Below are 26,533 nucleotides of genomic sequence, written 5' to 3' on the forward strand. Positions count from 1 at the left end.
ACTTTGCACAACGCGGGAGCTCGGAGCACCGGGCTGAGAGGGCGCTGAACCTCCGTACCCGGCAGGCACGTCGGACACGTGCCGGAAGCCGGAGGGGACTTGGCTGCGTCGACCGCCGAACCTGTTACCGGGTAATGCCGGCGTAGGGAGTAGGTCTGATGACCGTTCAGGATGCACACACGCCTGCCCAGGACACCGAGGGCGGCAAGGCCGCGGGCTGGCACAAGGCGTACGTCGAGGGCTCCCGCCCCGGTCTGCGCGTACCGGTCCGTCAGGTGCACCTCACCAACGGATCCGCCGTCACGCTGTACGACACCTCCGGCCCGTACACCGACCCCGCCGCGGAGACCGATGTGCGCCGCGGGCTGCCGCCGCTGCGGGCGGCGTGGATCGCCGAGCGCGGGGACACCGAGGAGTACCGGGGCCGCCCGGTGCGCCCCGAGGACGACGGGCTCAAGCCGCATGCCGCGGGCCTGCGCAACCTCGACGCCCTCTTCCCGGGCGGCAGCCGGAGCCCGCGCCGCAGCCGCACCGGCGCTGCGGTGACCCAGCTCGCGTACGCGCGGCGCGGGGAGATCACCCCGGAGATGGAGTACATCGCCCTGCGGGAGAACGTCGCACCGGAGGTGGTGCGGGCCGAACTCGCCGCCGGGCGGGCGGTGTTGCCCGCCAACATCAACCACCCCGAGAGCGAGCCGATGATCATCGGCAAGCGGTTCCTGGTGAAGGTCAACGCCAACATCGGCAATTCGGCGGTCACTTCCTCCATCGAGGAGGAGGTCGAGAAGATGACCTGGGCGACCCGCTGGGGCGCCGACACGGTCATGGACCTGTCCACCGGCCGCAATATCCACACCACCCGCGAGTGGGTGCTGCGCAACTCCCCCGTGCCGATCGGCACGGTGCCGCTCTACCAGGCGCTGGAGAAGGTCGACGGCCGCGCCGAGGAGCTGACCTGGGAGATCTACAAGGACACCGTCCTCGAACAGGCCGAGCAGGGCGTGGACTACATGACGGTCCACGCGGGCGTACGCCTGGCCCACGTCCCGCTCACCGCCAACCGCAAGACCGGCATCGTCTCCCGCGGCGGCTCGATCATGGCCGCCTGGTGCCTGGCGCACCACCAGGAGAGCTTCCTCTACACGCACTTCGAGGAGCTCTGCGAGATCCTCGCCGCCTACGACGTCACGTACTCGCTCGGCGACGGGCTGCGCCCCGGCTCCATCGCGGACGCCAACGACGAGGCGCAGTTCGCCGAGCTGCACACCCTCGGCGAGCTGAACCGCATCGCCCGGCGGCACGAGGTGCAGACCATGATCGAGGGCCCGGGCCATGTCCCGATGCACAAGATCAAGGAGAACATCGACCTCCAGCAGGAGATCTGCGAGGAGGCCCCCTTCTACACCCTCGGCCCGCTGACCACCGACGTCGCCCCGGCCTACGACCACATCACCTCCGGCATCGGCGCCGCGATGATCGGCTGGTGGGGCACGGCCATGCTCTGCTACGTCACCCCCAAGGAACACCTGGGCCTGCCCAACCGGGACGACGTGAAGACCGGCGTCATCACCTACAAGATCGCCGCCCACGCCGCGGACCTCGCCAAGGGCCACCCCGGAGCCCAGGAGTGGGACGACGCCCTGTCCGACGCGCGGTTCGAGTTCCGCTGGGAGGACCAGTTCAACCTGGCCCTCGACCCGGACACGGCCCGCGAGTTCCACGACGAGACCCTGCCCGCCGAGCCCGCGAAGACGGCGCACTTCTGCTCGATGTGCGGGCCGAAGTTCTGCTCGATGAAGATCTCCCAGGACATCCGGCGCGAGCACGGCAGCAGCGCGAGCGAGATCAAGGCCGGGATGGAGCAGAAGGCGAGGGAGTTCGCCGAGACGGGGAACCGGGTGTACCTGCCGCTCGCCGACTGAGTGCCGCCGCGGGCCGGTGCCGTCCGCCCCGCCTCTCCCAACAGGCATTCCTCACCCGGAAGGCCTAGCGTGAGGGGTGTGGGCGGGCGGTGTCCCCCACAGACGACAGAGGTGATCTGGCGCATGGCTGACACACAGAACATTCGTGAAGAGGCCGCCCGGCGGGGTCGTACCACCGTCGCGGACGGCGCCGTCCGGAAGATCGCGTACCTGGCGGCCCGGGACGTCGACGGCGTCCACGCGCTGGGCAGCGGGCCCTCACGTTCCGTCGGGGCCCTGCGCGAGCGGGCACCCGGCGGCTCGAGGACCGTGACCCGCGGAGTCGGCGTGGAGGTGGGCGAGAAGCAGGCGGCGATCGACCTGAACCTGGTGGTCGACTACGGAGTCTCGATCACGGAGGTGGCGGGAGACGTACGCGAGAGCGTGATCTCCGCCGTCGAGCGGATGGCGGGCCTCGACGTGGTCGAGGTCAACATCGACGTCAGCGACGTCAAGCTGCCCGACGAGGAGGACGAGGAGGAGGACAAGCCCAAGGGGCGGGTCCAGTAGTCCGGGTCCGGTAGTCCGGGACCGGTAGTCCGGGTTCGGTAGGTCTGCGGGCTGGTAGCTGGTAGCTGGCAGCTGGTGGATCGGCGGTCGGCTGGTGGTTCCGGGGCCGGCAGGTCCGTAGGGCCTGGGCCGGCCGGGCAAGCAGGCCGGTCGGCGAGCACGTACGTACGGCGGCGCGGGTGCGTCGGGCGCAGGGGAGCTGTGTCCGGTGCACCCGCGCCGCCGTACCCGTTTGCCCCGTTCAGGATGCCGCCGCCCGGGGGCGGTGGTCGGCTGGGCCCATGGCACAGAAGAGCAGGACGCGGGAGGAGTCCGCGCGCCCGCCCGCGCGGAAGCGCCCGGGCAAGGCGGCGCCCGGGCCCGGCGAGGTCGCGCGGGAGGCGGCCGCCGCGCTGGAGGAGCTGATCAGCCACAGCACCGAAGGAGTCTCCGCCGTCAGGCGCACCGAGGAGGGCTGGGACGTCGCGGTGGACGTCCTCGAAGTGGCGCGCATCCCGGACACCACCAGCCTGCTCGCCACCTACGAGGTGAAGGCGGGCCCGCGAGGCGAACTCCTGGAGTACCGCAGGGTCCGCCGCTACCGCAGAGGCGCGGCCGACGAGTAGCGGCCGAGGAGCAGGAGTCGACGCGCAGTGGTCGACGCGATGTGGCCGAGGACCGGAAGCGGCCGCCCCACCACCTGAAAGGCCCGACTGATGACGACGACCCGCTATGCCGACGAGGTCCTGCCCTGCCCGCCCCGCGCCGGAACGCTCTACGACGTCATGGAACTCATCCTGGACCGCGGGATGGTCATCGACGTCTTCATCCGGGTCTCCCTGGTCGGGATCGAGATCCTCAAGATCGACGCCCGGATCGTCGTCGCCAGCGTCGACACCTATCTGCGCTTCGCGGAGGCCTGCAACCGGCTCGACCTCGAACGGGACTCCGGGAGCATCACCGTCCCCGAGCTCTTCGGCGGCCAGGCCGCCCGCAAGATCGGCAAGAGCAAGGTGAAGAAGAAGGCGAAGTCCGTGGGGGACTCGCTGCGCGAGGCGGTGGGCGGCCCGGGCGACTCCGATGACGAGGACGAGGCGTACGAGGACGACGACGAGGACGACGAGGCGTACGAGGAAGAGGAGCGGGAGAAGGTTCCGGCCGGCCGGCGCCGGCGCGCTCCGGTGCGGTCCGGGTCCGCCTCCCGCCGCCGCTCGGGAAGGGACTGACCCGTGGCCGGGACCGGGCTCTACGTGTACGGGATCCTCCGGGCCGGGCACCCGCTGCCCGCGGGCCTGCGCGGGGTGGGCAAGGAGCCGGGCCCGCCGCGGACCTTCACCGAGGGCCCCCTCGCCGCGGTGGCCGGAGCGGCGCCCCCGGATCTGCGGGCCCGGCGCCGCGATCTGCTGGCCCACCAGGAGCTGCTGCTCACCCTCGCCGGGTCCGGGCCGGTGCTGCCGATGCGGTTCGGCATGGTGGCCGGGGACGAGGCCGCGCTCCGCCGCCATCTGCGCGAGGCGCGGGAGAGCCATCTGCGGACCCTGGAACTGCTCGACGGGCGGGTCGAGGTCAACGTCAAGGTGCTGCCCGCCGAGGACGAGGAAGCCCTGGCCCGGCTGCTCGGCGAGGACGCGGGGCTGCGGCGGCTGAGCGCCGAGGCGCGGAGCCGGCCCAGCTACCAGGCCAAGGTCCGCCTCGGCGAGGCGGTCACCACCGCGCTGACCCGGCGGGCGACCGAGGCGGCCCAGCTCGTCCGGCAGGAACTGGAGCCCGCGGCGCACGCGGTGGCCCCCGGACCCGCCGTCACCGGCTGCGTACTGAACGCCTCCTTCCTGGTGGCGCGCGAGGACGGCGAGGACTTCCTCGCCGCGGCCCGGGGCCTCGGCGAGCGGTACCACGACCGCCTGCGCCTGCGGGCGGCCGGACCCCTGCCCTGCTACAGCTTCAGCGGCGGCGGCTCGCCCGTGCCGCCGGGCCGGGTGGCGGCATGGGCCTGATCAGCGGACTGCTCACGCTGCCCCTGGCCCCCGTACGCGGGGTGACCTGGGTCGCCGACCAGCTCGCGCGGGCGGCCGACCGCGAACTGCACGACCCCGCGGTGGTACGGGCCAAGCTCGCCGCACTGAACGAGGACTACGACAACGGCCTGCTCAGCGAGGAGGAGTTCGAGCGGGAGGAAGAGCAGCTGCTCGACCTCCTGCGGGGGTACTGACGAGCCGCCGGGCCGCGGGAGCGGGCCGGGACGGCGGGGCGGGGAGCCGGGCGCACCACACCGTAGGGAAGAGGGCGGAACAGCCGTGAGGGATGTCGACTACATGCCGGAGGCCATCGCCTCCCAGGGACCCACCACCAGCAACCTCGCCGACATCCTGGAACGCGTCCTCGACAAGGGCATCGTGATCGCCGGGGACATCAAGATCGACCTCCTGGACATCGAACTCCTCACCATCAGGCTGCGGCTCTTCGTCGCCTCGGTGGAGACCGCCAGGAAGGCCGGTATCGACTGGTGGGAGACGGACCCGGCGCTCAGCTCCCGCGCCGCCCGCGACGAGATGGAGCAGGAGAACCGGATGCTGCGGGAGCGCCTGGAGGCACTGGAGTCCGGCGAGCGGGACCGGGAGCGGGAGACCGCCGGGGAGCGCGGCAAGAGCGGGGCGGGGGCGGGAGCATGACGCACCCCACCGCCGCGTCGGACGGACGCCTCGCCGCTGTCTCGCCGCAGGAGCACCTCGCCGCTGTCTCGCCGGAGGAGGACCTCGCCAGCGCCTCGGCGGGCGAGGAGCTTGCCGGTGCCCCGGCGGGCGAGAACCGTGCCGGTGCCTCGCCCGGCGAGGACCTTGCCACGTATGTGTTCGCGGTGTGCCGCCGCCGGGTGCGGGAGGCCGTGTTCGCGGGGCTGCCGGGGCTGGCCGAGGGCGCCCCCGACCGTCCGGAACACCCCGTGCGCACCCTGCGCTTCGGTGCGCTGACCGCGGTCGTCCAGCACGTCCCGGCGGCCCGCTTCACCGAGGAGGCCTGGCAGCAGCGCCTCGCCGACATCCGGGAGCTCGAACGCTGCGCCCGGGCCCACCACGCCGTGGTCACCGCGGCCGCCGCCGGGGGCCCGGCCGCCCCGCTGGCCCTGGGCACCCTCTACCACGGCGACGACCGCGCCCGCGCGGCCCTGGAATCCGACGCCGAGCGCTTCCACACCGCGCTGGACCGCATCGACGGCCATGTGGAGTGGGGCGTGAAGGCCTACGTCGCGGCGGGGTCCTCCTCCGCCACCCCGGCGGCGGCAGGTACGCGTACGGGCGCGGGTGCCAGTCCGGGCGCGGGTGCGGGCGCGGGTGCCAGTCCGCGTACGGGTGCGGGTACGGGCGCGAGTGCCAGTGCCAGTCCGCGTACGGGTGCGGCTGCGGGTGGCGGATCCGGTGCCGGTACCGGCGGCGGCGCGGGCCGCGCCTATCTGGAGCGGAAGCGGGGAGCGCACCGCGACCGCACCCGGCGCCATGAGCGGGCGCTGCGCCTGGGTGAGGAGGTGGACGCCGAGTTGACCGGCCTGGCCAGGGCGGGCCGCCGACTGCGGGCGCACAGCCAGGAGTTCACCGGCCGGGAGCTGCTTCAGGTCCTCAACGCCACGTATCTGGTCGCCGCGGAACGGGAGGCCGAACTGCGCGCCCGGGTCGAGTCCCTGCGCCAGAAGACCGGGGCGCGGATCGAGGTCTCCGGGCCCTGGGTGCCGTACTCCTTCGCCGGGGAGGTGTGACCGGAGGTGCACGGACGCGAACCCGTCCCCTGGGAGACACCGGAACCCCTGTCCGGCCCGCTCGGCGTGCCCCTGGTGGACCTGCTCGACCGGGTCCTCGCCACCGGGGTCGTGGTCAGCGGCGACCTGGTGATCGCCATCGCCGATGTGCCGCTGGTACGGCTCTCGCTGCACGCGCTGCTGTCCTCGGTCAGCGAGCGGGTGCCGGCGCCGTGGGCGGACGGGGGCCCGCTGTGAGCGAGCGCAGACTGGACGTCGACCGGGAGCAGATGGGCCGCGACCTGGTCTCCCTGGTGCTGACCGTCGTCGAACTGCTGCGGCAGCTGATGGAGCGGCAGGCGCTGCGCCGGGTCGAGCAGGGCGACCTCAGCGAGGACCAGGTGGAGCAGATCGGGGAGACCCTCATGCACCTCGACGAGCGGATGACCGAACTCTGCGAACAGCACGGCCTCCGGCTGGAGGACCTCAACCTGGACCTCGGCCCGCTGGGCTCCCTGCTCCCGCGCGACTGAGCTCCGGGCAGGGCAGGGGCCCCGCCCCACCGGCCGCCGTCACTCCTCCTCTTCCTCTTCTTCCTCCTCCTCCCCTTCCGCATCCTCGTCCTCGCCGCCGTCCTCTTCTTCCTCCTCCTCTTCGCCCTCGTAGTCCTCTTCGTCCTCGTCCTCGTCTGCTTCCTCGCCGTCCTGATCCTCTTCGTCCTCCTCGTCGTCCTTCAGGCCTTCCTCGTGGCTGCGGACGACCTCGCCTTCGCGGATCTCGCCCCGCCATCCTTCGAGGTCCTCGTCGTCGGTGAAGGTGACGTAGCGCTGGAAGTGCTTGAGGTCCAGGCGGAGGCGGCGGCCCTGGGCCCGCCAGATGTTGCCGGTCTTCTCGAAGAAGCCCGCGGGGGTGTACTCGACCACGGCGACGATGCGGGTGAGATTGGGTCCCAGCTCGTGGAAGCTGAGGGCTCCGCGGGTCGTGCCCTTGGCGCCTTCCGAGGTCCAGACGATGCGGTCGTCGGGGATCTGCTCCTGCACGGTCGCCTTCCAACTCCGGTTGGAGAAGGCGACCTTGAGTTTCCAGTCGCTCTCGATCTCGTCCGACTTCGTGACGCTGGTGACACCCTTGGTGAAGTCGCTGAACTCCTCGAACTCGGTCCAGCGGTCGTACACCGTACGCAGGGGCATGCCGATGTCGATGTGCTCGATGATGTTCGTGACCTTGACGGTGCCCGCTTTTCCGCCGCCGCCCCCGAAGGCGCTCTTGACGGAGTCCACGGCCTTGTCCTTCAGCTCGCCGCCCTTTTCGCTGGCGAAGGCCTTCAGCGGGTTCTCCCCGCCCATCACGCGCTTTCCGGCGTTGAGGAGGGTGCTTCCGCCCTCGGAGGAGCCGCCGACGCCCTCCGCCAGGTCACTGATCTTGCTGCCGACGGAATCCACCAGCTTCTGGCCGCGCGCCTGCGCGTAGGAGGTGAGCTGCTCCTTGAGCTGGTCGAGGCCCGAGGACTTCTCCGGTGCCGCGGCTTCCTTCTTGTCGGTCATGGCGGTCACCGCCTCCGGGTGCTGGTGCTCTTCTTCGCAGCGGATTTCTTCGCGGCGGACTTCTTGGCAGGCGCCTTCTTCGCGGCGGACTTCTTGGCCGCGGTCTTCTTCGCGGGCGCCTTCTTGGCGGCGGATTTCTTCGCCGGAGCCTTCTTCGCCGGGGCCTTCTTGGCGGCGGCCTTCTTGGGCGGGGCCTTCTTCGGCGGGGCCTTCTTCGCCCTGGGCCGAGGAGCGGGTTCTTCTTCCTCTGCCTCTTCTTCTTCGTCTTCTTCCTCGTCCTCTTCCTCGGGCTCTTCCTCCGCCTCCTCCTCGTCCTCGCCCTCTTCTTCGCCTTCCTCGTCTTCTTCGTCTTCCTCGGGTTCCTCGGCTTCTTCGTCCTCGTACTCGTCCTCCGCTTCCTCGTCCGCCTCCTCGTCCTCGGGCTCCTCGGGCTCCTCGTCCTCGGAGCCTTCGAGGGGCTCCTGCAGGGCGGCCGTGCGGTCCTTGAGGGCGTCGGCGAGGGAGAGGAGGCGGCGGTCGGCGGTGGAGGAGAGCGCGGCGCGCCCCGAGGTCAGCAGTTCGCCTCTGACCTGCTCGATCAACGGCGCGAACTGGGGGTTCTTGGCGAGCTCGCGCAGCGCGAGGCTCAGCAGCTCCCGGGGGTTCGAGGGCACCGCGGCGCCCCCCACCAGGGAAGCGACGGCGAGGGCGAACTTGGCCTTGCGGGTACGACCGAGGAGGTAGCCCGCGGCCAGAGCGCTGACCAGAGAGATTTTCGCCTTGTCATCCATGAGCGGGTCCTCACGGCGGTCGACGTGGCAGCCGGCCCGGCGGATCCGGGCGGCCCTGGGCTGCCGCGCCGAAGACTCGGTCGGCAGCGCCCCCCCACCACTACCCACCCTCCTCCCCGTACCGCCGTCGCGCATCTCCCGGCGGTACGGGACCTGCCCCGGCCTACTCGGGCTGCCGGTCCGCCCCGCTGAAGTCCGGGCTGCTGTAGTCGGGGCTGGAGTAGCTCGGCCCCGTCCCGGTGCGGTGCTCGCCCTCGCCGGGGCTGGAGAACCCCGGCCGGTGGTAGCCGAGTTGGGGCATCCGGTGGCCGCTCGCCGGGTCCGGCGCCGGGGCGGGATCCGCGGCGGCGGGCCGGGCGGCGGCCTCGGCGAGGAAGGGCAGGATCCCGCGGTGGACCAGGGCGTCGAGCCAGTCCTGGCGGGCGCGTTCGACCTCCGCCAGCTTCACGCGCTCGGCCTGGGCCGCGGGCCGCCCGTCGGCGGAGTTGCGCAGCGCGGCGAAGAGCAGTCCGGCCCCGGCGACCAGGATGGCCAGGGCGGTGAGCCCGGCGAAGGTCCACCCGGTGGTGAGCATCGACTTCGCGAAGCCGTCCTGCGGGCTGACGGCCTTGAGGAGGTAGCCGACGAGCAGGAAGATCACCGCGGCGGCGCCCGCGAGCATCGGCGTGAGCACGGCGACCACGGCGAGCACTCCCGCGCTCGCGCTCTCCACCACCTCGGCGGCACCGGCGGCGAGACCGGTGGCCCCGCCCTCTCCCGCGGCGCCGCCCGGACCCTCCCGGGCCGCCGCGGAGCCCGCCGGGGCCTCCTCGGCCGGTGCGGGACGGCGCAGCTCCTCGCGTGCCTGAACGTATCTTCGGTACTCGTCGGAGGCGGCGGCGGTGATCAGGGCGGTGGCGCTCAGCGCCATGGTGCGCAGTTGTTCCGGGTTGAGCCCGCGGGCGGCGGCCGGTCCGGAGTCGTACGAAGCGGAGTGCAGCGCCTCGTCGAGGGCCCGCTCGTAGGCGAGCCGGTCCTCGTTCATCAGGTGCTGCGGAACGCTGTTCATGTGCATCCCCCGATGCTCCGTAGGGCATGTGGCCCGCACGGATTGCGGGCCGTAGGGCAGGAAACGGAGGGGAGCCTGCTACGGATAGGGCGATGGTAGAGGGGTCACCGCGCAAGGTGACAGGGGATGAGCGGAATTCGGTGCGTCGGGATCCCGGTGTGATAGGGGCCCGGGCGCTGCCGCCAGGGGTGGTGGGTGGCGCCGCGGGGCGTGTCCGGACCCGCGGCAAAAGGCTGTTCAGCCCCCCAGCGGAAGCCTGCGGACCAGGAGTTTTCCGGCCATGGTGACGCCGCCGTCCATGGCGATGGCCAGGCCCTCCGCGTAGACGTGCGGCCCTTCGACGGTGGGGCCCGCGCTGTCCTCGCCGTCCTCCGAGCCGACCTCGCCGAGCAGGTACGGGATGGGGCTGTGGCCGTGCACGACCCGCGCGCCGCCGTAGGTGCCGAGGAGTTCGCGTACCGCGCCGGCGCCGGAGTCGTCGCGGAAGGCGAAGCGCTTGGTGAACTTGCGGAATAGGTCCCAGCACTCGTCGGCGTCGTTGCGGGTCAGCGCCTCGCGGACGGTGTCGTTGACCTCCTCGATCGAGCTGCCGAAGTCGAGGTAGGCGGTGGTGTCGGAGTGCAGCAGCAGATGACCGTCCTCCTCCTCCATCGCGTCGAGGCGGGACATCCACTGCAGATGGTGGTCCTGGAGGCGGTCCATGTCGGTCTTCTGGCCGCCGTTGAGCAGCCAGGCCGCCTGGAAAGTGGCCGTGCCCGCCCCGGAGTTGACGGGGGTGTCGCCGAAGCGCTTGGCGCCGATGAGCAGCAGTTCGTGGTTGCCCATCAGGGCCTTGCAGTAGCCGCCCGCGGCGGCGGCCTGCGCGGACAGGCGCATCACCAGGTCGATGACGCCGATGCCGTCCGGGCCGCGGTCGGTGAAGTCGCCGAGGAACCACAGCCGGGTGTTGCCCGCGGCCCAGTCGCCCTCGGTGTCGATCAGGCCCTGTTCGCCGAGCGCGGCGAGGAGTTCGTCGAGGTAGCCGTGGACGTCGCCGACCACGTACAGCGGGCCGAGCCCCTCGGGGTCGTCCGCCGCGGGCGCGGGCTCGGGTTCGGCGGCCACCGGGACCTGGAGCGTGTCACCGCGGTTGATGACCGGCAGGTCGCGCTGGGTCGGGGTGTACCCCTCGGGTTCCTCCTCGTCCGCGAAGGCGGCCGCGAAGGCGCCGCTCCGCGAAGGCGCGGGGATCCGGCCGCCGTCGGCGGGCGCCCCGTCCGGATCGGGCACGCCCCTCGGCGGCAGGGGCACGGCCGGTGGTGCCACCGGCGGTACGGGCGGGGCGGCGGGCGCGGGCTGCTGCGGCTCCCGCCGTCCCTGGACGGGTACTTGGGGCGGACCGGGATACGGCGCGGCGGGACCCTGGGCGTACGGCTCCCGCGCCGGGACGGCGGCCGGGGGCGTGCGCGGTGGTACAGCGGGCCTCCCCGGTTCCGGTACGGGCGGCGGGCCCCCCGGCTGCCGCGCGGGCGGCGGCTGCTGCGGCTGGAGCCCGGCCTGTTCCTGCTCCTGGCGGACATCGCCCGGCGGGCGGACCGGCTCCGGCGGGGGCACCTGCCCGGGGGTGGTGCCGGGCGGCTGCGGGGCGCCCTCGCGGACGTAGGCAGGCACCCGGAAGTCGCGCAGCGTCGCTGTCCGGACCACGGGTCCCTGACCGGCCCCCTGAGTCATCGACCCCTCCACCATTGCGCCGCAACTGCACCGGAGGGGACTGCCTGGTCGCAGCTTGCCCGCGGTGTCGTGGGCCCATCATAGGAATGCGGCTCGCGCTGTGTGATGACCCAGGGGTGCTGAATCCTGGCTCGTCCCTGGTTCCTTGTGCTTTTCGCCCGAATTGGGACCCCAGTTTTTTCCGGGCCCCGCCGCGCGAGCCCCTTTGACGGCGGGCCCGGCCCGCTCCGCACGGACGGACCGCCGTGCGGACGGGGTCTCAGTCCGGTGCCGGGGCGCGCGGCGGGCTCACCGTGGTGCGCGGCGGCCTGCGCTGGGAGGAGGCGCGCACGATCAGCTCCGTCGGTATCACCTGCTCGACCGGCTGCTCCGATTCGACGCCCTCGATGGCGTCGATGAGCAACTGCACCACGGCGGTGCCGATCCGGCGCGGCATCAGGGAGAGCGTGGTGACCGGCGGTTCGGTGTTGGAGTACACCGCGGACTCGCTGCAGCAGACGAGCAGCAGGTCGTCGGGGACCCGCAGTCCGTAGCGGCGGGCGGCGGCGAGCAGGTCGGTGCCGTTGGGGTCGAAGAGCCCGTAGACCGCGTCCGGCCGGTCGGGGCGCGCGAGCAGCCGGTCGGCCGCCCCGGCGCCCGCGCAGGGGTCGTGCGCCGGGTAGGCCTCGTACACCGGGTCCTGGCCGACGCGTTCGCACCAGCGCAGATAGGCGGTGGTGGACAGATGGGTGTACGTGTCCGTGGTGGTGCCGGTGAGCAGGCCGATGCGGCGGGCCCCGGCGGCGGAGAGGTGGTCCAGGATCCCGGCCACCGCCGCCTCGTGGTCGTTGTCCACCCAGGCGGTGACCGGCAGCGAGCCCGCCGGGCGCCCGTCGGAGACCACCGGCAGCCCCTGCCGGACGAGTTCGCTGACCACGGGGTCCTGGTCGGAGGGGTCGATGACGACGGTGCCGTCGAGGGCGACGTTCGACCAGACGTCGTGCCGCGAGGTGGCGGGCAGGATCACCAGGGCGTAACCGCGGGCGAGCGCGGCCGAGGTGGCGGCCCGCGCCATCTCCGCGAAGTAGGCGAACTCGGTGAAGGTGAAAGGTTCATCCCCGTAGGTCGTCACCGTGAGGCCGATGAGACCCGATTTGCCGGTACGCAGGGTGCGGGCCGCCGCGGAGGGGCGGTAGCCCAGCCGGTCCGCCACCTCGCGGACGTGGCGGCGTGTGGCATCAGGGAGCCTGCCCTTGCCGTTGAGGGCGTCGGAGACCGTGGTGATGGAGACACCGGCGGCGGCGGCCACGTCTCTGATGCCCGCTCTGCCCGGCCGGTTGCCCCGGCGTGTTGTGTCCGTGCGGCCCACCTGATGCTTACCTGCTGCTGTCATGGCGAGCCGATAGTAGGGCTCTTGGGGTGGGGTGGTGCGTACGCATATTCACCCATTGACAGTCACGTTTCTGCATGGCTCTGAAGGGTCAATTGCCTTGGAATATAAGGTAGTTGACGGTACGACAGATGATTACGGTTGTGCAAAGCGCGCTGTGCCTGCCAATGCCGTGATGTTGCGAAGAGGTCTCAACTCACCTTCACGGGTGACGCGCGCCACGGCGCGAGCCACCGGCGCGCGAAAACCGGCCACGCGCCCCTTGCGGCCGGTTCCGGAAGGGCGGGCCCGGGAGCCCCGGCGGGCCCCCGTCGGCAGATGCGTTGTCCCCAGCCCATTCGCAGCGGCGCCCAATCCTCATAGGGTGAGCAGTATTGGGCTCGGCGGGTGTCGAGCGCCCGGCCGCCCGCGGAGGCGGAGGAGCCGGGAGTCGCTGATCACGAGTGGTGTGACGAGGAGGACTGCGGTGAGTGAGACGAGCCCCAGGCTGCGTGCCGAGCTGGACGGCGTCCCGGCCTACAAGCCGGGCAAGCCCGCTGCTGCCGGTGGACCCAAGGCGTACAAGCTGTCCTCCAACGAGAACCCCTACCCGCCGCTGCCCGGGGTCCTGGAGACCGTGCTCGCGGCGGCCGGTTCCTTCAACCGCTACCCGGACCTGGCCTGCACCGCGCTGGTGGCCGAGATCGCCTCCCGCTTCGGGGTGCCCGCGAGCCATGTGGCCACCGGCACCGGCTCGGTCGGCGTCGCCCAGCAGCTGCTCCAGGCCACCGCGGGCCCCGGCGACGAGGTGATCTACGCCTGGCGGTCCTTCGAGGCGTACCCGATCATCACGCGGATCAGCGGCGCCCGGCCGGTCGAGGTCCCGCTGACCGGGGACGAGGGCCACGACCTGGACGCGATGGCCGAGGCGATCACCGAGCGCACCCGGCTGATCTTCGTCTGCAACCCCAACAACCCCACCGGCACCGTGATCCGCCGCGCCGAGCTGGAGCGCTTCCTCGACCGGGTGCCGCGCGAGGTCCTGGTGGTGCTCGACGAGGCCTACCGCGAGTTCATCCGGGACACCGAGGTGCCCGACGGCGTGGAGCTCTACCGCGAGCGCCCCAACGTCTGCGTGCTGCGCACCTTCTCCAAGGCCTACGGACTCGCGGGCCTCAGGGTCGGCTTCGCGATCGCGCACGAGCCGGTCGCCGCGGCGCTGCGCAAGACCGCCGTGCCCTTCGGGGTGAGCCAGCTCGCCCAGGACGCCGCGGTGGCCTCGCTGCGCGCCGAGGACGAACTGCTCGGCCGGGTCGGCTCGCTGGTCGCCGAGCGCGAGCGCGTCGTCGCGACCCTGACCGGGCAGGGCTGGACGGTGGCCGAGACGCACGCCAACTTCGTCTGGCTGCGGCTCGGCGAGCGCACCCTCGACTTCGCCGCGGCCTGCGAGGCGGCGGGCGTGGTGGTCCGGCCCTTCGCGGGCGAGGGCGTGCGCGTCACCATCGGCGAGAGCGAGGGCAACGACCTCTTCCTCCAGACCGCGGCCGCCTTCCGCAAGGAGCTGTAGAGCCCCGGACCGGGCCGGGCGCGCCCGGCCGGGCCGCCGCCCGTCCTGGTGCGCCCGCCCGCCGGGGCGGGCCGCCGCCCGTCCCGGTGCCCTCGCCCGCCGGGCGGCGGCACCGGTCCCCGCGGCTGCCTCAGAAGGCCTCGTCCGGCATGTCGAGCGCGGTCCGGTCCAGGCTCTCCAGGAGGGCGAACTGCGCGTCGGTGCGGGGGAGTTCGTGCCGGTAGAAGAAGCGGCAGGCGGCCCGCTTGCCCTCGTAGAAGGCGCCCTCCCGCTCGCCGGTCGCGAGCAGCTGCTCCAGCCAGATCCAGGCGAGCACCACATGGCCGACCGCCTCCAGATAGGCGGTGGCGTTGGCCAGCGCGGTCGCCGGGTCGCCGGTGCCCCACAGGCGCGCGGTCACCTCGCCGATCCGCGCCAGCCGCCCGCCCAGCGCCTCCGCGTACCCGGCGGCCTCCCCGCCCGCCTTCGCGGCCCGCGCCACGCTCGCGCCGATCTGCTCGCCGAGCAGGGCGAGCCCGGCGCCGCCCTCCTGCACCGCCTTGCGGCCGAGCAGGTCGAGACCGTGGATGCCGTGGGTGCCCTCGTGGATGGGGTTGAGCCGGTTGTCCCGGTAGAACTGCTCGACGTTGTACTCCCGGGTGTAGCCGTAGCCGCCGTGCACCTGGATCGCCAGGTTGTTGGCCTCCAGGCACCACTGCGAGGGCCAGCTCTTGGCGATCGGGGTGAGCACGTCGAGCAGCAGCCGCGCCCGGTCCCGGGCCTCCTCGGTGGCGGCCGTGCGCTGCTCGTCGACCAGCCGCCCGCAGTACAGGTTGAGCGCCAACGCCCCTTCCACGTACGACTTCTGGGCGAGCAGCATCCGGCGTACGTCCGCGTGCGCGAGGATCGGGACCTGCGGTGAGGCGGGGTCCTTGGCGCCGAGCGGGCGGCCCTGGGGGCGGTTGCGGGCGTAGTCCAGGGCGTGCAGATAGCCGGTGTAGCCGAGCGCGGTGGCGCCGAGGCCGACCCCGATCCGCGCCTCGTTCATCATGTGGAACATGTAGGCGAGGCCGCGGTGCTCCTCGCCGACGAGATGGCCGATCGCGCCCGGTTCGCCCTCCGGCCGGTGCGCGCCCTCGCCGAAGTTGAGCAGGGTGTTGGTGGTGCCGCGGTAGCCCATCTTGTGGTTGAGCCCGGCGAGGACCACGTCGTTGCGGGCGCCGAGCGAACCGTCCGCCGCCACCAGGTACTTGGGCACCACGAAGAGCGAGAGGCCCTTGACCCCGGGCGGGCCGCCGGGGATCCGGGCGAGCACCAGGTGGACGATGTTCTCGGAGAGCTCGTGCTCGCCGCCGGAGATCCACATCTTGCTGCCGAACAGCCGGTGGCCGCCGCCCGGCCGCGGCTCGGCCCGGGTGCGCACATCGGCGAGCGAGGAGCCGGCCCCGGGCTCGGACAGGCACATGGTGCCGAAGAAGCGCCCCTCGACCATCGGCCGCACATAGGTGTCGATCTGCTCCCGGCTGCCGTGCGCGAGCAGCAGATTGGCGTTGCCGGTGGTGAGGAAGGGGTAGGCGCTGGTGCCGACATTGGCCGCCTGGAACCAGGCGAAGCAGGCGTTCGCGACCACGGCCGGGAGCTGGCTGCCGCCGATCTCGTAGTCCATGGTGGCGCCGGTCAGACCGGACTCGGCGAAGACGGCCAGCGCCTCCTTCACCTCGGGGATGAGGTGGACCCGCTCGCCGTCGAAGCGGGGCTCCTCGGCGTCCGCCTTCTTGTTGTGCGGGGCGAAGTGCCGGGTGGCGATCTGCTCGCTGAGGTCGAGCGCGGCGTCGAAGGTCTCCCGGGAGTGGTCGGCGAACCGGGGCCGCTCGGTGAGCGCGGACACCTCCAGCCACTCGTGCAGCAGGAAGTCGAGGTCGCGGCGGGACAGGAGCAGGGACATACGGGTTCTCCCCGGGGGCTCGGTTGCCCGGGCAGCGGCTGCCCGGCTCCGCCGTCGGCGGAGGCGTTCCGTACCCAGACTAAGCGGTTGCTTACGTTTTCCGCGAGGGGTCCCCGGGCCCGGATTCCGGGGGAAGCGGGCCCTCGGTGCGCCGAGGGGGACCCCCCTTCGGAGATCGACATTCCGGTAGGACATAATGCTTGTGAATGTGAACGCGTTCACAAGCGCGTCCCGTTACTCCCGATATCTGGGTGAGCAAAGCGGCAAATCGCCGTGGCGGCCCCCGCGCAAAGGAGATGACGACGTGGACCTGGCACTGGCACCGGAGACCCTGTCGCGCTGGCAGTTCGGCATCACCACCGTCTACCACTTCCTGTTCGTCCCGCTGACCATCTCGCTGGCCTCGCTCACCGCGGGCCTGGAGACGGCCTGGGTGCGCACCGGCAAGGAGAAGTACCTCAGGGCGACCAAGTTCTGGGGCAAGCTCTTCCTGATCAACATCGCGATGGGCGTGGTCACCGGCATCGTGCAGGAGTTCCAGTTCGGCATGAACTGGTCGGACTACTCCCGCTTCGTCGGCGACGTCTTCGGCGCCCCGCTCGCCTTCGAGGCGCTGATCGCCTTCTTCTTCGAGTCCACCTTCATCGGCCTGTGGATCTTCGGCTGGGACAAGCTGCCCAAGCGGCTCCACGTGGCCTGCATGTGGATGGTCGCGCTCGGCACCATCCTCTCCGCGTACTTCATCCTGGCCGCCAACTCCTGGATGCAGCACCCGGTCGGCTACCGGCTCGACAAGGGCTCAGGCCGCGCCGAGCTGACCGACTTCTGGCTGGTGCTCACCCAGAACACCGCCCTCACCCAGGCCTTCCACACCCTCGCGGCCGCCTTCCTCACCGGCGGCGCCTTCATGGTCGGCATCGCCGCCTTCCATCTGCGGCGCGGCAAGCACATACCCGTGATGCGGACCTCGCTGCGCCTCGGCCTGATCACCGTGGTCATCGCCGGACTGCTCACCGCGGTCAGCGGGGACCTGCTCGGCAAGGTCATGTTCAAGCAGCAGCCGATGAAGATGGCCGCCGCCGAGGCGCTCTGGGACGGCGAGAAGCCCGCGCCCTTCTCCGTCTTCGCCTACGGGGACGTCGACAAGGGCCACAACTCGGTCGCCGTGCAGATCCCCGGCGTGCTCTCCTTCCTCGCCAACGACGACTTCAGCTCGTACGTCCCCGGCATCAACGACGTCAACAGGGCCGAGCAGGAACGGTTCGGCCCCGGCGACTACCGGCCCACCATCCCGGTCGCCTACTGGGGCTTCCGCTGGATGATCGGCTTCGGGATGGCCTCCTTCGCCCTGGGCGCCCTCGGCCTCTGGCTCACCCGCAAGAAGTTCCTGCTGCCCCGGCGGCTGCGCACCGGCGAGGAGGAGGTGCCGCGGCTGGTCCTGCTGCGCGCGCCCCTCGGCGCCCGGCTCGGCCGCTGGTACTGGCGGCTCGCGGTGTGGACCCTCGCCTTCCCGCTGATCGCCGGCTCCTGGGGCTGGATCTTCACCGAGATGGGCCGCCAGCCCTGGGTGGTCTACGGACTCTTCCAGACCCGCGACGCCGTCTCCCCCGGCGTCTCCCAGGGCGAGGTGATCCTCTCCATGACCGTCTTCACCCTGCTCTACGCGGTACTCGCCGTCATCGAGGTCCGCCTCCTCATGAAGTACGTCAAGGCCGGACCGCCCGAACTGAGCGAGGACGACCTCAACCCGCCCACCCGGATCGGCGGCGGCCGCGACGGCGACGGGGACGCGCAGCAGGACCGGCCCATGGCCTTCTCGTACTGACCGCCCGCCCCCACGGCCTGACCCACCCCGCGAAAGGACCGGAACCGCGATGGAACTCCACGACCTCTGGTTCGTCGTCATCGCCGTCCTGTGGACCGGCTACTTCTTCCTGGAGGGCTTCGACTTCGGGATCGGCGTCCTGACCAAGCTCCTCGCCCGCGACCGCCCGGAGCGCCGGGTGCTGATCAACACCATCGGCCCGGTCTGGGACGGCAACGAGGTCTGGCTGCTCTCCGCGGCCGGCGCGACCTTCGCCGCCTTCCCCGAGTGGTACGCCACCCTCTTCTCCGGCTTCTATCTGCCGCTGCTCGCGATCCTGATCTGCCTGATCGTGCGCGGCGTCGCCTTCGAGTACCGGGTCAAGCGCTCCGGGGAGCGCTGGCAGCGCAACTGGGAGCACGCCCTGTTCTGGTGCTCGCTGCTGCCCGCGATCCTGTGGGGCGTGGCCTTCGGCAACATCGTCCGCGGGGTCGAGATCGACGCCGACAAGGAGTACGTGGGCGGCCTCCTCGACCTGCTGAACCCGTACGCCCTGCTCGGCGGGGCGGTGACGCTGAGCCTCTTCACCTTCCACGGGGCGGTCTTCGCCGCGCTCAAGACGACGGGGGAGATCCGCTACCGGGCCCGCTCCTGGGCGACCTGGCTCGGGCTGCTCGCCACCGGGCTCGCCGCGGTCTTCCTGCTCTGGACCCAGGCGGACCAGGGCAAGGGGTCGAGCCTGGCGGTGCTGATCGTCGCCCTCCTCGCGCTGGCGGTGGCGGTCGGGGCGATCAGGGCGGGCCGCGAGGGCTGGTCCTTCGCCTTCTCGGGGCTCGCCATCGTGGCCACCGTCGCGGTCTTCTTCCTGGTCCTCTTCCCCGAGGTGATGCCCTCCTCGCTGGACGAGAAGTGGAGCCTGACGGTGAGCAACGCCTCCTCCAGCCCGTACACGCTGCGGCTGATGAGCTGGTGCGCGCTGATCGCCACCCCGCTCGTCCTGCTCTACCAGTCCTGGACGTACTGGGTCTTCCGCAAGCGGATCGGCACCCAGCACCTCGCCGACAGCGCGCACTGACGGTCCCCGGCCCCGCTGCCCCCAGGTGGTGTTTCACGTGAAACCAATCGACCCCCGACTCCTGCGCTACGCCCGTGCCACCCGGCTCTTCCTGATCCTGCTCGTCCTGCTCGGAGCGGCCGGGGCCGGACTGCTCATCGCCCAGGCCACGCTGCTCGCCGAGATCGTGGTCGGCGCCTTCCAGGACGGGCTGTCGGCGGCGGCGCTGCGCACCCCGCTGCTCCTGCTGCTCGCGGTCGCGCTCGGCCGGGGCGCGGTCGGCTGGCTGACCGAACTGGCCGCGCACCGGGCGAGCGCCGCCGCCAAGTCCGAACTGCGCGGGCGCCTCCTCGGCCACGCCGGGCAACTCGGCCCGGACCGCATCCCTGGCCAGGACACCGGCTCCCTGGTGGTCCTCGCCACACGCGGAGTGGACGCCCTGGACGACTACTTCGCCCGCTACCTGCCCCAACTCGCCCTGGCCGTGGTGGTACCGGTGGCCGTCCTCGCCCGGATCGTCACCGAGGACTGGATCTCGGCGGCGGTCATCGCGGGCACCCTGCCGCTGATCCCCTTGTTCATGGTGCTGATCGGCTGGGCCACCCAGTCCCGGACGGACCGGCAGTGGCAGTTGCTCTCGCGGCTCTCCGGCCACTTCCTCGACGTGGTGGCCGGGCTGCCGACGCTCAAGGTCTTCGGCCGGGCCAAGGCCCAGGCCGAGTCGATCCGCCGGATCACCGGCGACTACCGCCGCGCGACGATGCGTACCCTGCGCATCGCCTTCCTCTCCTCCTTCGCCCTCGAACTCCTCGCCACCCTCTCCGTCGCCCTGGTCGCGGTGGGCATCGGCATGCGCCTGGTCCACGGCGAACTCGGCCTCTTCGCGGGCCTGGTGATCCTCATCCTCGCCCCGGAGGCCTATCTCCCCCTGCGCCAGGTCGGCGCCCAGTTCCACGCCGCCGCCGAGGGCCTGTCCGCCGCCGCGAACCTCTTCGCCGTACTGGAGACACCGCTTCCGGCGGCGGGGGCGGGGGCGCTCCCGGTGACGGGTACGGTGCCGCCTTCCGCGGGTTCGGCTTCCCTTTCGGCGCCGGGTGCGGCTCCGCTTCCCGCGCCGGGTTCGGCTTCCCATTCGGCGCCGGGTTCGGCTTCCCATTCGGCGCCGGGTTCGGCTTCGCTTCCCGCGGCGGGTTCGGCTTCGCCTTCCGCGCCGGATGCGGCTCCGCTTCCCGCGGCGGGTTCGGCTTCGCTTTCGGGAGTCGGCACGAAGTCGCTGCCCTCCTCCGCCCGTACGGTCGCCTTCCCGCCCGGCGAGCTGCGGTTCGAGCGGGTGACGGTGCGCTATCCGGGCCGCTCCGCCCCAGCCGTCGAGGACGTCTCGCTCACCATGCGGCCCGGCGAGGTCGTGGCGCTGACCGGCCCGAGCGGCTGCGGAAAGTCCACGCTGCTGCGCGTGCTGCTCGGACTCGTACGCCCGACGCGGGGCCGGGTGAGCCTCGCCGGGACGGACCTGGCCGGGATCGCCCCCGCCCGCTGGCACGAGCAGATCGCCTGGGTGCCGCAGCACCCGCAGCTCTACGCGGGCACCCTCGCCGAGAACATCCGCCTGGCCCGCCCCGAAGCCACCGAGGCGGAGGTCCGCCGCGCGCTCGCCGACGCGGGCGCCCTCGACTTCACCGAGGCGCTCCCCGAGGGCCTCGGCACCCGCCTCGGCGAGGACGGCGCCGGACTCTCCGCGGGCCAGCGCCAGCGCCTCGCCCTGGCCCGCGCCTTCCTCGCCGACCGCCCGATCCTGCTGCTCGACGAGCCCACCGCCGCCCTCGACGGCGCCACCGAGGAGGAGATCGTCGCCTCGATCCGCCGCCTCGCGACCGGCCGCACGGTCCTGCTCGTCGTCCACCGGCCCGCCCTCCTCGCCCTCGCGGACCGGGTGGTGCGCCTCGACGGGGCGGGGGAGACGGGCGGGGCCCGCGAGGCGGACGGTACGGGCGGGGTGGGCCAGGACATCGGGACCGGCCAGGCCACCGCGATCGGCCGGATCGGCGAGGCCGCTCACTCGGCCCGGGTCGCCGAAGTCGGCGAGATCAGCGAAGCCGCCCACCCGGGCCAGGCCGCCGAAGCCGGCGAGATCAGCGAGGCAGCTCACCCGGGCCAGGTCACCGAAGTCGGCGAGATCAGCGAGGCAGCTCACAGGAGTCAGGCCACCGAAGTCGGCCGGGTCACCTGGGCCGCTCACACGGGCCAGCTCACCGAAGTCGGCCGGATCACCCGGGCCGCTCACACCGGCCGGGGCGCCGAGACCTCGCACCCCACGCCGCCGCACCCCACCCCACCCCCACCCCCTCCGCACCGGCCCGCACCCACCCTCATCCGGCTCCCGCCTCGCCCCCGCCCTCCCCCGCTTCCCCTTCCCGCCCCCGCCCCCTCGCCCGCCTGCGTGCCCTGGCCCGGGTGCGTCGGGCGCGGCTCGGGCTGGCGCTGCTGCTCGGCGCGCTGGCGCTCGGCAGTGCGGTCGGGCTGATGGCCACCTCCGGCTGGCTGATCTCCCGGGCCTCGGAGCAGCCGCCGGTGCTGTACCTGATGGTCGCCGTGACGGCCACCCGTGCCTTCGGGATCGGCCGGGCGGTCTTCCGGTACGCGGAGCGCCTGGTCGCGCACGAGGCCGTACTGCGGATGCTGGCCGACACCCGGGTCGCCGTCTTCCGGCGCCTGGAGGCGCTGGCCCCCGCCGGACTGCGCCGCACCCGGCGCGGCGACCTGCTCTCCCGGCTGGTCGCCGATGTCGACGCGCTCCAGGACTACTGGCTGCGCTGGCTGCTCCCGGCCGGTGCCGCCGTACTCGTCGGGGGCCTCTCGGCGGGGTTCTCGGCCTGGCTGCTGCCCGAGGCCGGTGCGGTGCTCGCCGCCGGGCTGCTGCTCGCCGGGGCCGGGGTCCCGCTGCTCGCCGCGGCCCTGGCCCGCCGTACCGAACGCCGACTGGCCCCGGCGCGCGGGGCGCTGGCCACCCGGGTCACCGACCTGCTCACCGGCACCGCGGAGCTGACGGTCGCGGGCGCCCTCGGCTCCCGTACCGCCGCCGCGCGGGGGGCCGACGCGGAGCTGACCCGGATCGCCTCCCGGGCGGCGGCGGTCACCGCCCTCGGCAACGGCCTCACCGCGCTGCTCTGCGGGCTGACCCTCGCGGCGACGGCGCCGCTCGGCGTGGCCGCGGTGGGCGCGGGGCGCCTCGACGGGGTGCAGCTCGCCGTGGTCCTCCTGCTGCCGCTCGCCGCCTTCGAGTGCGTCCTCGGGATGCCGGTGGCGGTGCAGTACCGGCAGCGGGTGCGGGCGAGCGCGCGGCGCGTGTACGAGGTCCTGGACGCGCCGGAGCCGGTGCCCGATCCCGTACCGGAGGCGCCCGCGCCCGCCTCGCCCTTCCCGCTGCGGCTCCGCGGCCTCGCCGCCCGCCACGAGGGCGCCGACCGGGACGCGCTCGGCGGCCTGGACCTCACCCTTCACGAGGGCAGGCGGATCGCCGTGGTGGGCTCCTCCGGCTCCGGCAAGACCACCCTCGCCCAGGTGCTGCTGCGCTTCGTGGACGTACGGGACGGGAGCTACACCCTCGGCGGGACGGACGTACGGGAACTGTCCGGGGACACCGTGCGCGAGACCGTGGGCCTGTGCGCCCAGGACGCGCATCTCTTCGACTCCTCGCTGCGCGAGAACCTGCTGCTCGCCCGGAAGGGCGCCACCGAGGAGGAGGTGCGCGGGGCGCTCGCCGCGGCCCGGCTGCTCGACTGGGTGGACTCGCTGCCGCAGGGGATCGACACCCTGGTCGGCGAGCACGGCCGGGAGCTCTCGGGCGGTCAGCGCCAGCGCCTCGCCCTGGCGCGGGCGCTGCTCGCCGCCTTCCCCGTCCTCGTCCTCGACGAACCGGCCGAGCACCTGGACCTGGAGACGGCGGACGCCCTCACCCGCGACCTGCTCACGGCGACCGAGGGCCGCACCACGGTGCTGATCACCCACCGGCTCGCCGGGCTCGAAGCGGTCGACGAGGTCCTGGTCCTCGACGAGGGCCGCGTGGTGCAGCGCGGCCCCTACGCGGACCTGGCCGCCCGGCCGGGCCCGCTGCGCCGCATGCGCGAGCGCGAGAGCGCCGCGGACCTGCTGACCTCGCGTCCCCAGCCCCGGCCCCGGCCGTCGAGGACGACCGCGGCCCCCCTGGTCACCACCTGAACCGAGGCGCCCCGACCGGAACCGAGTCACCTCCGACCGACTTTCCTCAGTAAACCGGACTAATTACCCTCGGAGGCATGCCGGAACCAGTGGGTACCGCGGCCGCACCGGGCGGAGCCGCGCCCCGGCCCGCGGGCGAGGACCGTACCGCGCGCGGGCCCGGCGGACTGCCGCCCGAGCTGGCGGACGGGATGCCCCGCCTCCTGGAGGCGATGCGCTTCGTCGGGGCCGGGCTCGGCCTGCACACCACGCTGGACCGGATCGCGGCCATCGCCGCCGGGCTCGCGGACGCGCACTGCGCGGTCGTCGCGGTGCTGCCCGAGGACGGCGAGGGCAAGGTCGAGTACGTCTTCCACGGCGTCGAGGAGGAGACCCGGGACCGGATCCGCGCGCTCCCGGCGGGCCACCGGCGGATGCGGCAGGTGCTCGCCCGCAGCCACCCCGCGGCCGGGGCGGACCGGCACTGCATGGACGTGGCCATTCGGGTGCACGGCGCCCTCTTCGGCATGCTCTGCCTGGCCAAGAAGGAGGGCGGCGGGGAGTTCACCGCCAAGGACGTCACGCTGGTCCGCGCGATCGCCACCGAGGCGGGCATCGCCATCGGCAACTCCCGGCTGTACGAGGAGGCCAGCCAGCGGGAGCGCTGGATCGACGGGTCGGTCGCGGTGACCACCGCCCTGCTCACCGCGAGCGACGCCGACGAGGCGCTCGAGGTCGTCGCCCAGCAGGCCCGCAGGCTCTCCGACTCGGCGGCCAGCGCCGTGCTGCTGCCCGCCGAGGAGGGCGGCCTGGAGGTGGTCGCCGTCGCCTCGGACCGCGCCCGGGAGGTCCTCGGCCGGATCGTCCCGCCCAGCAGCCGGGTGGTACGGGAGGTGCTCGCCGGGCGGTCCGTGTTCATCGAGGACGCGGCCTCCCACGCCTGGATGACGGACTCCGTCGCCCGCAGCTACGGCCCCACCATGGTGCTGCCGCTGCAGAGCGACGGCCGGGTGCTCGGCGCCCTGATCACCCAGCGCCTGCGCGGCCGGAAGCCGTTCACCCGCGCCGACCGCACGCTGGCCACCCGCTTCGCCTCGCAGGCGGCGCTGGCGCTGATGCTCGCCGACGCCCAGCGCGACCGGGAGCGCCTCGCGGTCTACGAGGACCGCGACCGTATCGCCCGCGACCTGCACGATCTGGTGATCCAGCGGCTGTTCGCGACCGGCATGATGCTGGAGAGCGCGCACCGCTCCTCGGCACAGCCCGAGGTGCGCACCGGCGTCGAGAAGGCCGTGGACGAACTCGACGTCACCATCCAGGAGATCCGCGGCGCCATCTTCGCCCTCCAGCAGGGCCCCACCGAACGCCAGCCCGGGCTGCGGGCCCGGGTCCTGCGCGAGATCAGCATGGCCGCGGTGCCGCTGGGCTTCCGGCCCTCGTACCGCTTCCTCGGCCCGGTGGACACGGTGGGGCCCGACGCCGGGAAGAACCTGATCGCGGCGCTGCGCGAAATGCTCTCCAACGCCTACCGGCACGCGGAGGCCACCCGGATCGACGTCCGGGTGGACGCCACGGTCACCCTGGAGGACGGGCGGCGGGGCGTACGGCTGAGCGTCGCGGACGACGGCGTCGGCATCCCCCTTGAGGGCCGCCGCAGCGGCCTGGCCAACCTCGAACGGCGGGCCGAGTCCCTCGGCGGCACCAGCTGGCGGACCAGCGGCACCGGCCCCGGCGGGCGCGGCACCACGGTGCTGTGGCAGGTTCCCGTCGAGGTGGAGTGAGGTCGGGGTTCGGTGCGGTGGCGGGCCTCCGCTGGCCGAGGTCGCGTGAGGTCCGCGTTCGGTTCGCAGGCAGTTCGCGTTGAGGCGGGGCGGGTCCCGCGTCCGGTGCTGAGGCAGGCCTCCGCCGGGGCGGGGTGAGCCCCGCGCCCGCGGCCGCCTGCCGACCCCCGCGCCCGTAGCCGCCCGCCGCGTCCCCTCCGCCGAATCCCGCCCGCCGTGTGCTGTTCGGCGGTACGCGGGTCGTCCGTACGGGGCAGGGCGTCGCCCGGGCGCAGGAGCAGCGGAGGCCGCGCCGGGCGGTCCGCGACACGATCCCTGACATGTCCTCATGTCCCGCCCGCCACCGCCGCCTTCGGTCCCGTCCGCTGCTCGTACCGGTCCTGCCGGCGCTGCTCTGCGCACTCCTCGGCCTCGGCGCGCCCACCGCGGCGGCGGACCCCGCGGGCGGCGCGGACGCGGCGGGGGGCACCTCCGGCGCCCGGGTGGCGCGGCTGTACCAGGAGGCGGCCCGGGCGAGCGAGGCCTACGAGCGGGGGCGTCTGGCCGCCGCCGAGCAGCAGGCGAAGGCGGCCCGGATCCAGCGGCTGCTCGCCCTGGAACGGCAGCGCACCCACGCGCTCCACCGCGACCTCGGACGGCTGGCCCGCGAGCAGTACCGGGGCAGCGGCGGCCTCCCGTACGCGGCGGGCATGCTGCTCGCGGCCGACCCGGAGGACATGCTGCGCGGCTCGCGGATCGCCGCGCACGCGAACCTCGCCGTCGACAACGCGGTCACCCGCAGCCGCACCGCCGCCCGGCGGCTCGCCGCGAGCGAGCGGGAGGCGGCGGTGGCCCGGCGCGCGCTCGACCGGCAGACCGCCGCACTGGACCGCCTGAAGAAGAGCGTCAAGGAGCGCCTCGGCCAGGCGCAGTGGACCCTGCAGGGCGAGGCCGACCAGGCGGTGGCGGCGGGCAGCTGCCCGGGCGCCACCCGCCCGGACGGACCGGAGGAACCGGCGCCCGGTCCGTGGGTGGCACCGGTGGAGGGCTACCAGCTCTCGGCCGGTTTCGACAGCGCGGGCGCCCACTGGTCCCACCGGCACACCGGTCAGGACTTCGCGGTACCGATCGGCACACCGGTACGGGCGGCCGGGGCGGGCCGGGTGGTGCGGGTCTCCTGCGGCGGCGGCTTCGGCATGGAGATCGTGATCGCCCATCCGAACGGCTACTTCACCCAGTACGCGCACCTCGCCTCCCCCGCCGTCGACCAGGGCGAGCAGGTACGGGCCGGTCAGCGCATCGGCCAGTCCGGCACCAGCGGCAACTCCACCGGCCCCCACCTGCACTTCGAGGTCCGGCTCACCGAGGAGATGGGCTCGGCGGTCGACCCGGTGCCGTGGCTCGCCGAGCACGGGGTCGCGGTGGGGGACGAGAGCGGAGGGGGCGACGAGAGCGGGGCCGGGGCCGGGGGCTGAGGGGAGCCGGGGGAGTTCGGGCGGGGTGCCGGGCCGCACTGGACTGGGTCGCTCGGCCGCCCGGCTGCCGGAGCGCCGTGCTGCTGGATTTACCGGTCGCCAAGCTGCCGGCTCGCCGAGTTGCCGAGTTGCCGAGCCGCCGAACCCCTGGATGGCCGGGC

The 26,533-nt window shown here is 73.2% G+C and carries 21 protein-coding genes, 1 pseudogene and 1 riboswitch; of the genes and pseudogenes, 16 read left to right on the plus strand and 6 right to left on the minus strand.

The annotated features are described in order from the left end of the window. Nucleotides 1-2: 2 nt before the first annotated feature. Nucleotides 3-166, plus strand: a riboswitch (TPP riboswitch). The 10 genes from thiC to MID12_RS16120 all read left to right on the plus strand — a co-directional run bounded on the left by thiC (nt 159) and on the right by MID12_RS16120 (nt 6,707). Next, nucleotides 159-1,922, plus strand: coding sequence for a phosphomethylpyrimidine synthase ThiC (gene thiC, locus MID12_RS16075; RefSeq protein WP_263168030.1), 1,764 nt, complete (start codon nt 159-161; stop codon nt 1,920-1,922). Its footprint overlaps the riboswitch before it by 8 nt. A gap of 123 nt (nt 1,923-2,045) precedes the next feature. Next, nucleotides 2,046-2,471 carry an Asp23/Gls24 family envelope stress response protein gene (locus tag MID12_RS16080; protein WP_078845014.1) on the plus strand — a complete coding sequence of 142 codons (426 nt, stop codon included), beginning with the start codon at nt 2,046-2,048 and terminating at the stop codon, nt 2,469-2,471. 281 nt (nt 2,472-2,752) lie between these two features. Then, a complete protein-coding gene (gene gvpO / locus MID12_RS16085; protein WP_040251375.1) occupies nt 2,753-3,076 on the plus strand; it encodes a gas vesicle protein GvpO in 324 nt (107 codons plus the stop codon). Nucleotides 3,077-3,166: 90 nt separating this feature from the next. Beyond that, nucleotides 3,167-3,676, plus strand: a complete 510-nt coding sequence (gvpJ, locus tag MID12_RS16090; RefSeq protein ID WP_263168032.1) for a gas vesicle protein GvpJ — start codon at nt 3,167-3,169, stop codon at nt 3,674-3,676. A gap of 3 nt (nt 3,677-3,679) precedes the next feature. Continuing rightward, the gene (locus MID12_RS16095; protein ID WP_263168035.1) at nt 3,680-4,444 is read left to right on the plus strand and encodes a GvpL/GvpF family gas vesicle protein; all 765 of its coding nucleotides are present in this window, start codon (nt 3,680-3,682) and stop codon (nt 4,442-4,444) included. After that, nucleotides 4,435-4,659 (plus strand): gas vesicle protein GvpG, encoded by a 225-nt coding sequence (locus MID12_RS16100; RefSeq protein WP_040251383.1) that lies wholly within the window; start codon nt 4,435-4,437, stop codon nt 4,657-4,659. The genes MID12_RS16095 and MID12_RS16100 overlap by 10 nt, the downstream gene beginning before the upstream one ends. Nucleotides 4,660-4,744: 85 nt before the next feature. After that, nucleotides 4,745-5,119, plus strand: a complete 375-nt coding sequence (locus tag MID12_RS16105) for a gas vesicle protein (RefSeq protein ID WP_411576962.1) — start codon at nt 4,745-4,747, stop codon at nt 5,117-5,119. Further along, nucleotides 5,116-6,195 carry a GvpL/GvpF family gas vesicle protein gene (locus tag MID12_RS16110; protein WP_263168038.1) on the plus strand — a complete coding sequence of 360 codons (1,080 nt, stop codon included), beginning with the start codon at nt 5,116-5,118 and terminating at the stop codon, nt 6,193-6,195. Before MID12_RS16105 ends, MID12_RS16110 begins: the two co-directional genes overlap by 4 nt. A gap of 6 nt (nt 6,196-6,201) precedes the next feature. Further along, nucleotides 6,202-6,432, plus strand: coding sequence for a gas vesicle protein (locus MID12_RS16115; RefSeq protein ID WP_040251390.1), 231 nt, complete (start codon nt 6,202-6,204; stop codon nt 6,430-6,432). Between the two features lie 32 nt (nt 6,433-6,464). Continuing rightward, nucleotides 6,465-6,707, plus strand: coding sequence for a gas vesicle protein K (locus tag MID12_RS16120; RefSeq protein WP_411577067.1), 243 nt, complete (start codon nt 6,465-6,467; stop codon nt 6,705-6,707). A gap of 39 nt (nt 6,708-6,746) precedes the next feature. Here the strand turns inward: MID12_RS16120 and MID12_RS16125 are convergent, their stop codons facing one another. The 5 genes from MID12_RS16125 to MID12_RS16150 form a co-directional block, all read right to left on the minus strand. Beyond that, complete coding sequence (locus MID12_RS16125) at nt 6,747-7,718, minus strand: SRPBCC family protein (protein ID WP_263168042.1); 972 nt, start codon at nt 7,716-7,718, stop codon at nt 6,747-6,749. Nucleotides 7,719-7,723: 5 nt separating this feature from the next. Next, nucleotides 7,724-8,488: a hypothetical protein gene (locus MID12_RS16130; RefSeq protein WP_263168044.1), complete on the minus strand. Its 765-nt coding sequence runs from the start codon at nt 8,486-8,488 to the stop codon at nt 7,724-7,726. A gap of 163 nt (nt 8,489-8,651) precedes the next feature. After that, nucleotides 8,652-9,542 (minus strand): hypothetical protein, encoded by an 891-nt coding sequence (locus tag MID12_RS16135; protein WP_040251398.1) that lies wholly within the window; start codon nt 9,540-9,542, stop codon nt 8,652-8,654. Nucleotides 9,543-9,773: 231 nt separating this feature from the next. Next, on the minus strand, nt 9,774-10,841 hold the full coding sequence (locus tag MID12_RS16140) for a metallophosphoesterase (RefSeq protein ID WP_263173190.1): 1,068 nt from the start codon (nt 10,839-10,841) through the stop codon (nt 9,774-9,776). Between the two features lie 664 nt (nt 10,842-11,505). Then, complete coding sequence (locus tag MID12_RS16150; protein WP_078845016.1) at nt 11,506-12,618, minus strand: LacI family DNA-binding transcriptional regulator; 1,113 nt, start codon at nt 12,616-12,618, stop codon at nt 11,506-11,508. A gap of 463 nt (nt 12,619-13,081) precedes the next feature. Here MID12_RS16150 and hisC point away from each other — a divergent pair, with 463 nt between their 5' ends. After that, nucleotides 13,082-14,161 (plus strand): histidinol-phosphate transaminase, encoded by a 1,080-nt coding sequence (gene hisC / locus MID12_RS16155; RefSeq protein ID WP_263168047.1) that lies wholly within the window; start codon nt 13,082-13,084, stop codon nt 14,159-14,161. A 130-nt stretch (nt 14,162-14,291) separates the two neighbouring features. Here the strand turns inward: hisC and MID12_RS16160 are convergent, their stop codons facing one another. After that, nucleotides 14,292-16,085 (minus strand): acyl-CoA dehydrogenase, encoded by a 1,794-nt coding sequence (locus tag MID12_RS16160; protein WP_263168048.1) that lies wholly within the window; start codon nt 16,083-16,085, stop codon nt 14,292-14,294. Nucleotides 16,086-16,389: 304 nt separating this feature from the next. Here MID12_RS16160 and MID12_RS16165 point away from each other — a divergent pair, with 304 nt between their 5' ends. The 5 genes and pseudogenes from MID12_RS16165 (at nt 16,390) to MID12_RS16185 (ending at nt 26,372) form a co-directional block, all read left to right on the plus strand. After that, on the plus strand, nt 16,390-17,910 hold the full coding sequence (locus MID12_RS16165) for a cytochrome ubiquinol oxidase subunit I (RefSeq protein ID WP_263168049.1): 1,521 nt from the start codon (nt 16,390-16,392) through the stop codon (nt 17,908-17,910). 49 nt (nt 17,911-17,959) lie between these two features. Then, the gene (cydB, locus tag MID12_RS16170; RefSeq protein WP_040251415.1) at nt 17,960-18,964 is read left to right on the plus strand and encodes a cytochrome d ubiquinol oxidase subunit II; all 1,005 of its coding nucleotides are present in this window, start codon (nt 17,960-17,962) and stop codon (nt 18,962-18,964) included. Between the two features lie 37 nt (nt 18,965-19,001). Then, nucleotides 19,002-23,158, plus strand: a pseudogene (gene cydC / locus MID12_RS16175) (thiol reductant ABC exporter subunit CydC). Nucleotides 23,159-23,349: 191 nt separating this feature from the next. After that, on the plus strand, nt 23,350-24,918 hold the full coding sequence (locus tag MID12_RS16180) for a GAF domain-containing sensor histidine kinase (RefSeq protein ID WP_040257392.1): 1,569 nt from the start codon (nt 23,350-23,352) through the stop codon (nt 24,916-24,918). A gap of 320 nt (nt 24,919-25,238) precedes the next feature. Beyond that, entirely contained in the window at nt 25,239-26,372 is a 1,134-nt protein-coding gene (locus tag MID12_RS16185) for a M23 family metallopeptidase (RefSeq protein ID WP_263168051.1), read from the plus strand. Nucleotides 26,373-26,533 lie beyond the last annotated feature (161 nt).

This window comes from Streptomyces sp. SCSIO ZS0520, assembly GCF_025643355.1.
GTDB lineage: Bacteria > Actinomycetota > Actinomycetes > Streptomycetales > Streptomycetaceae > Streptomyces > Streptomyces physcomitrii.

Coding starts and splice junctions, on each gene's coding strand:
- gvpJ (WP_263168032.1), top strand. CDS start 3,167: ATGACGACGACCCGCTATGCCGACGAGGTCCTGCCCTGCCCGCCCCGC.
- MID12_RS16110 (WP_263168038.1), top strand. CDS start 5,116: ATGACGCACCCCACCGCCGCGTCGGACGGACGCCTCGCCGCTGTCTCG.
- MID12_RS16150 (WP_078845016.1), bottom strand. CDS start 12,618: ATGACAGCAGCAGGTAAGCATCAGGTGGGCCGCACGGACACAACACGC.
- MID12_RS16185 (WP_263168051.1), top strand. CDS start 25,239: ATGTCCTCATGTCCCGCCCGCCACCGCCGCCTTCGGTCCCGTCCGCTG.
- MID12_RS16160 (WP_263168048.1), bottom strand. CDS start 16,085: ATGTCCCTGCTCCTGTCCCGCCGCGACCTCGACTTCCTGCTGCACGAG.
- MID12_RS16125 (WP_263168042.1), bottom strand. CDS start 7,718: ATGACCGACAAGAAGGAAGCCGCGGCACCGGAGAAGTCCTCGGGCCTC.
- MID12_RS16180 (WP_040257392.1), top strand. CDS start 23,350: ATGCCCCGCCTCCTGGAGGCGATGCGCTTCGTCGGGGCCGGGCTCGGC.
- thiC (WP_263168030.1), top strand. CDS start 159: ATGACCGTTCAGGATGCACACACGCCTGCCCAGGACACCGAGGGCGGC.
- MID12_RS16120 (WP_411577067.1), top strand. CDS start 6,465: ATGGGCCGCGACCTGGTCTCCCTGGTGCTGACCGTCGTCGAACTGCTG.
- gvpO (WP_040251375.1), top strand. CDS start 2,753: ATGGCACAGAAGAGCAGGACGCGGGAGGAGTCCGCGCGCCCGCCCGCG.
- MID12_RS16135 (WP_040251398.1), bottom strand. CDS start 9,542: ATGCACATGAACAGCGTTCCGCAGCACCTGATGAACGAGGACCGGCTC.
- MID12_RS16100 (WP_040251383.1), top strand. CDS start 4,435: ATGGGCCTGATCAGCGGACTGCTCACGCTGCCCCTGGCCCCCGTACGC.
- cydB (WP_040251415.1), top strand. CDS start 17,960: ATGGAACTCCACGACCTCTGGTTCGTCGTCATCGCCGTCCTGTGGACC.
- MID12_RS16080 (WP_078845014.1), top strand. CDS start 2,046: ATGGCTGACACACAGAACATTCGTGAAGAGGCCGCCCGGCGGGGTCGT.
- MID12_RS16130 (WP_263168044.1), bottom strand. CDS start 8,488: ATGGATGACAAGGCGAAAATCTCTCTGGTCAGCGCTCTGGCCGCGGGC.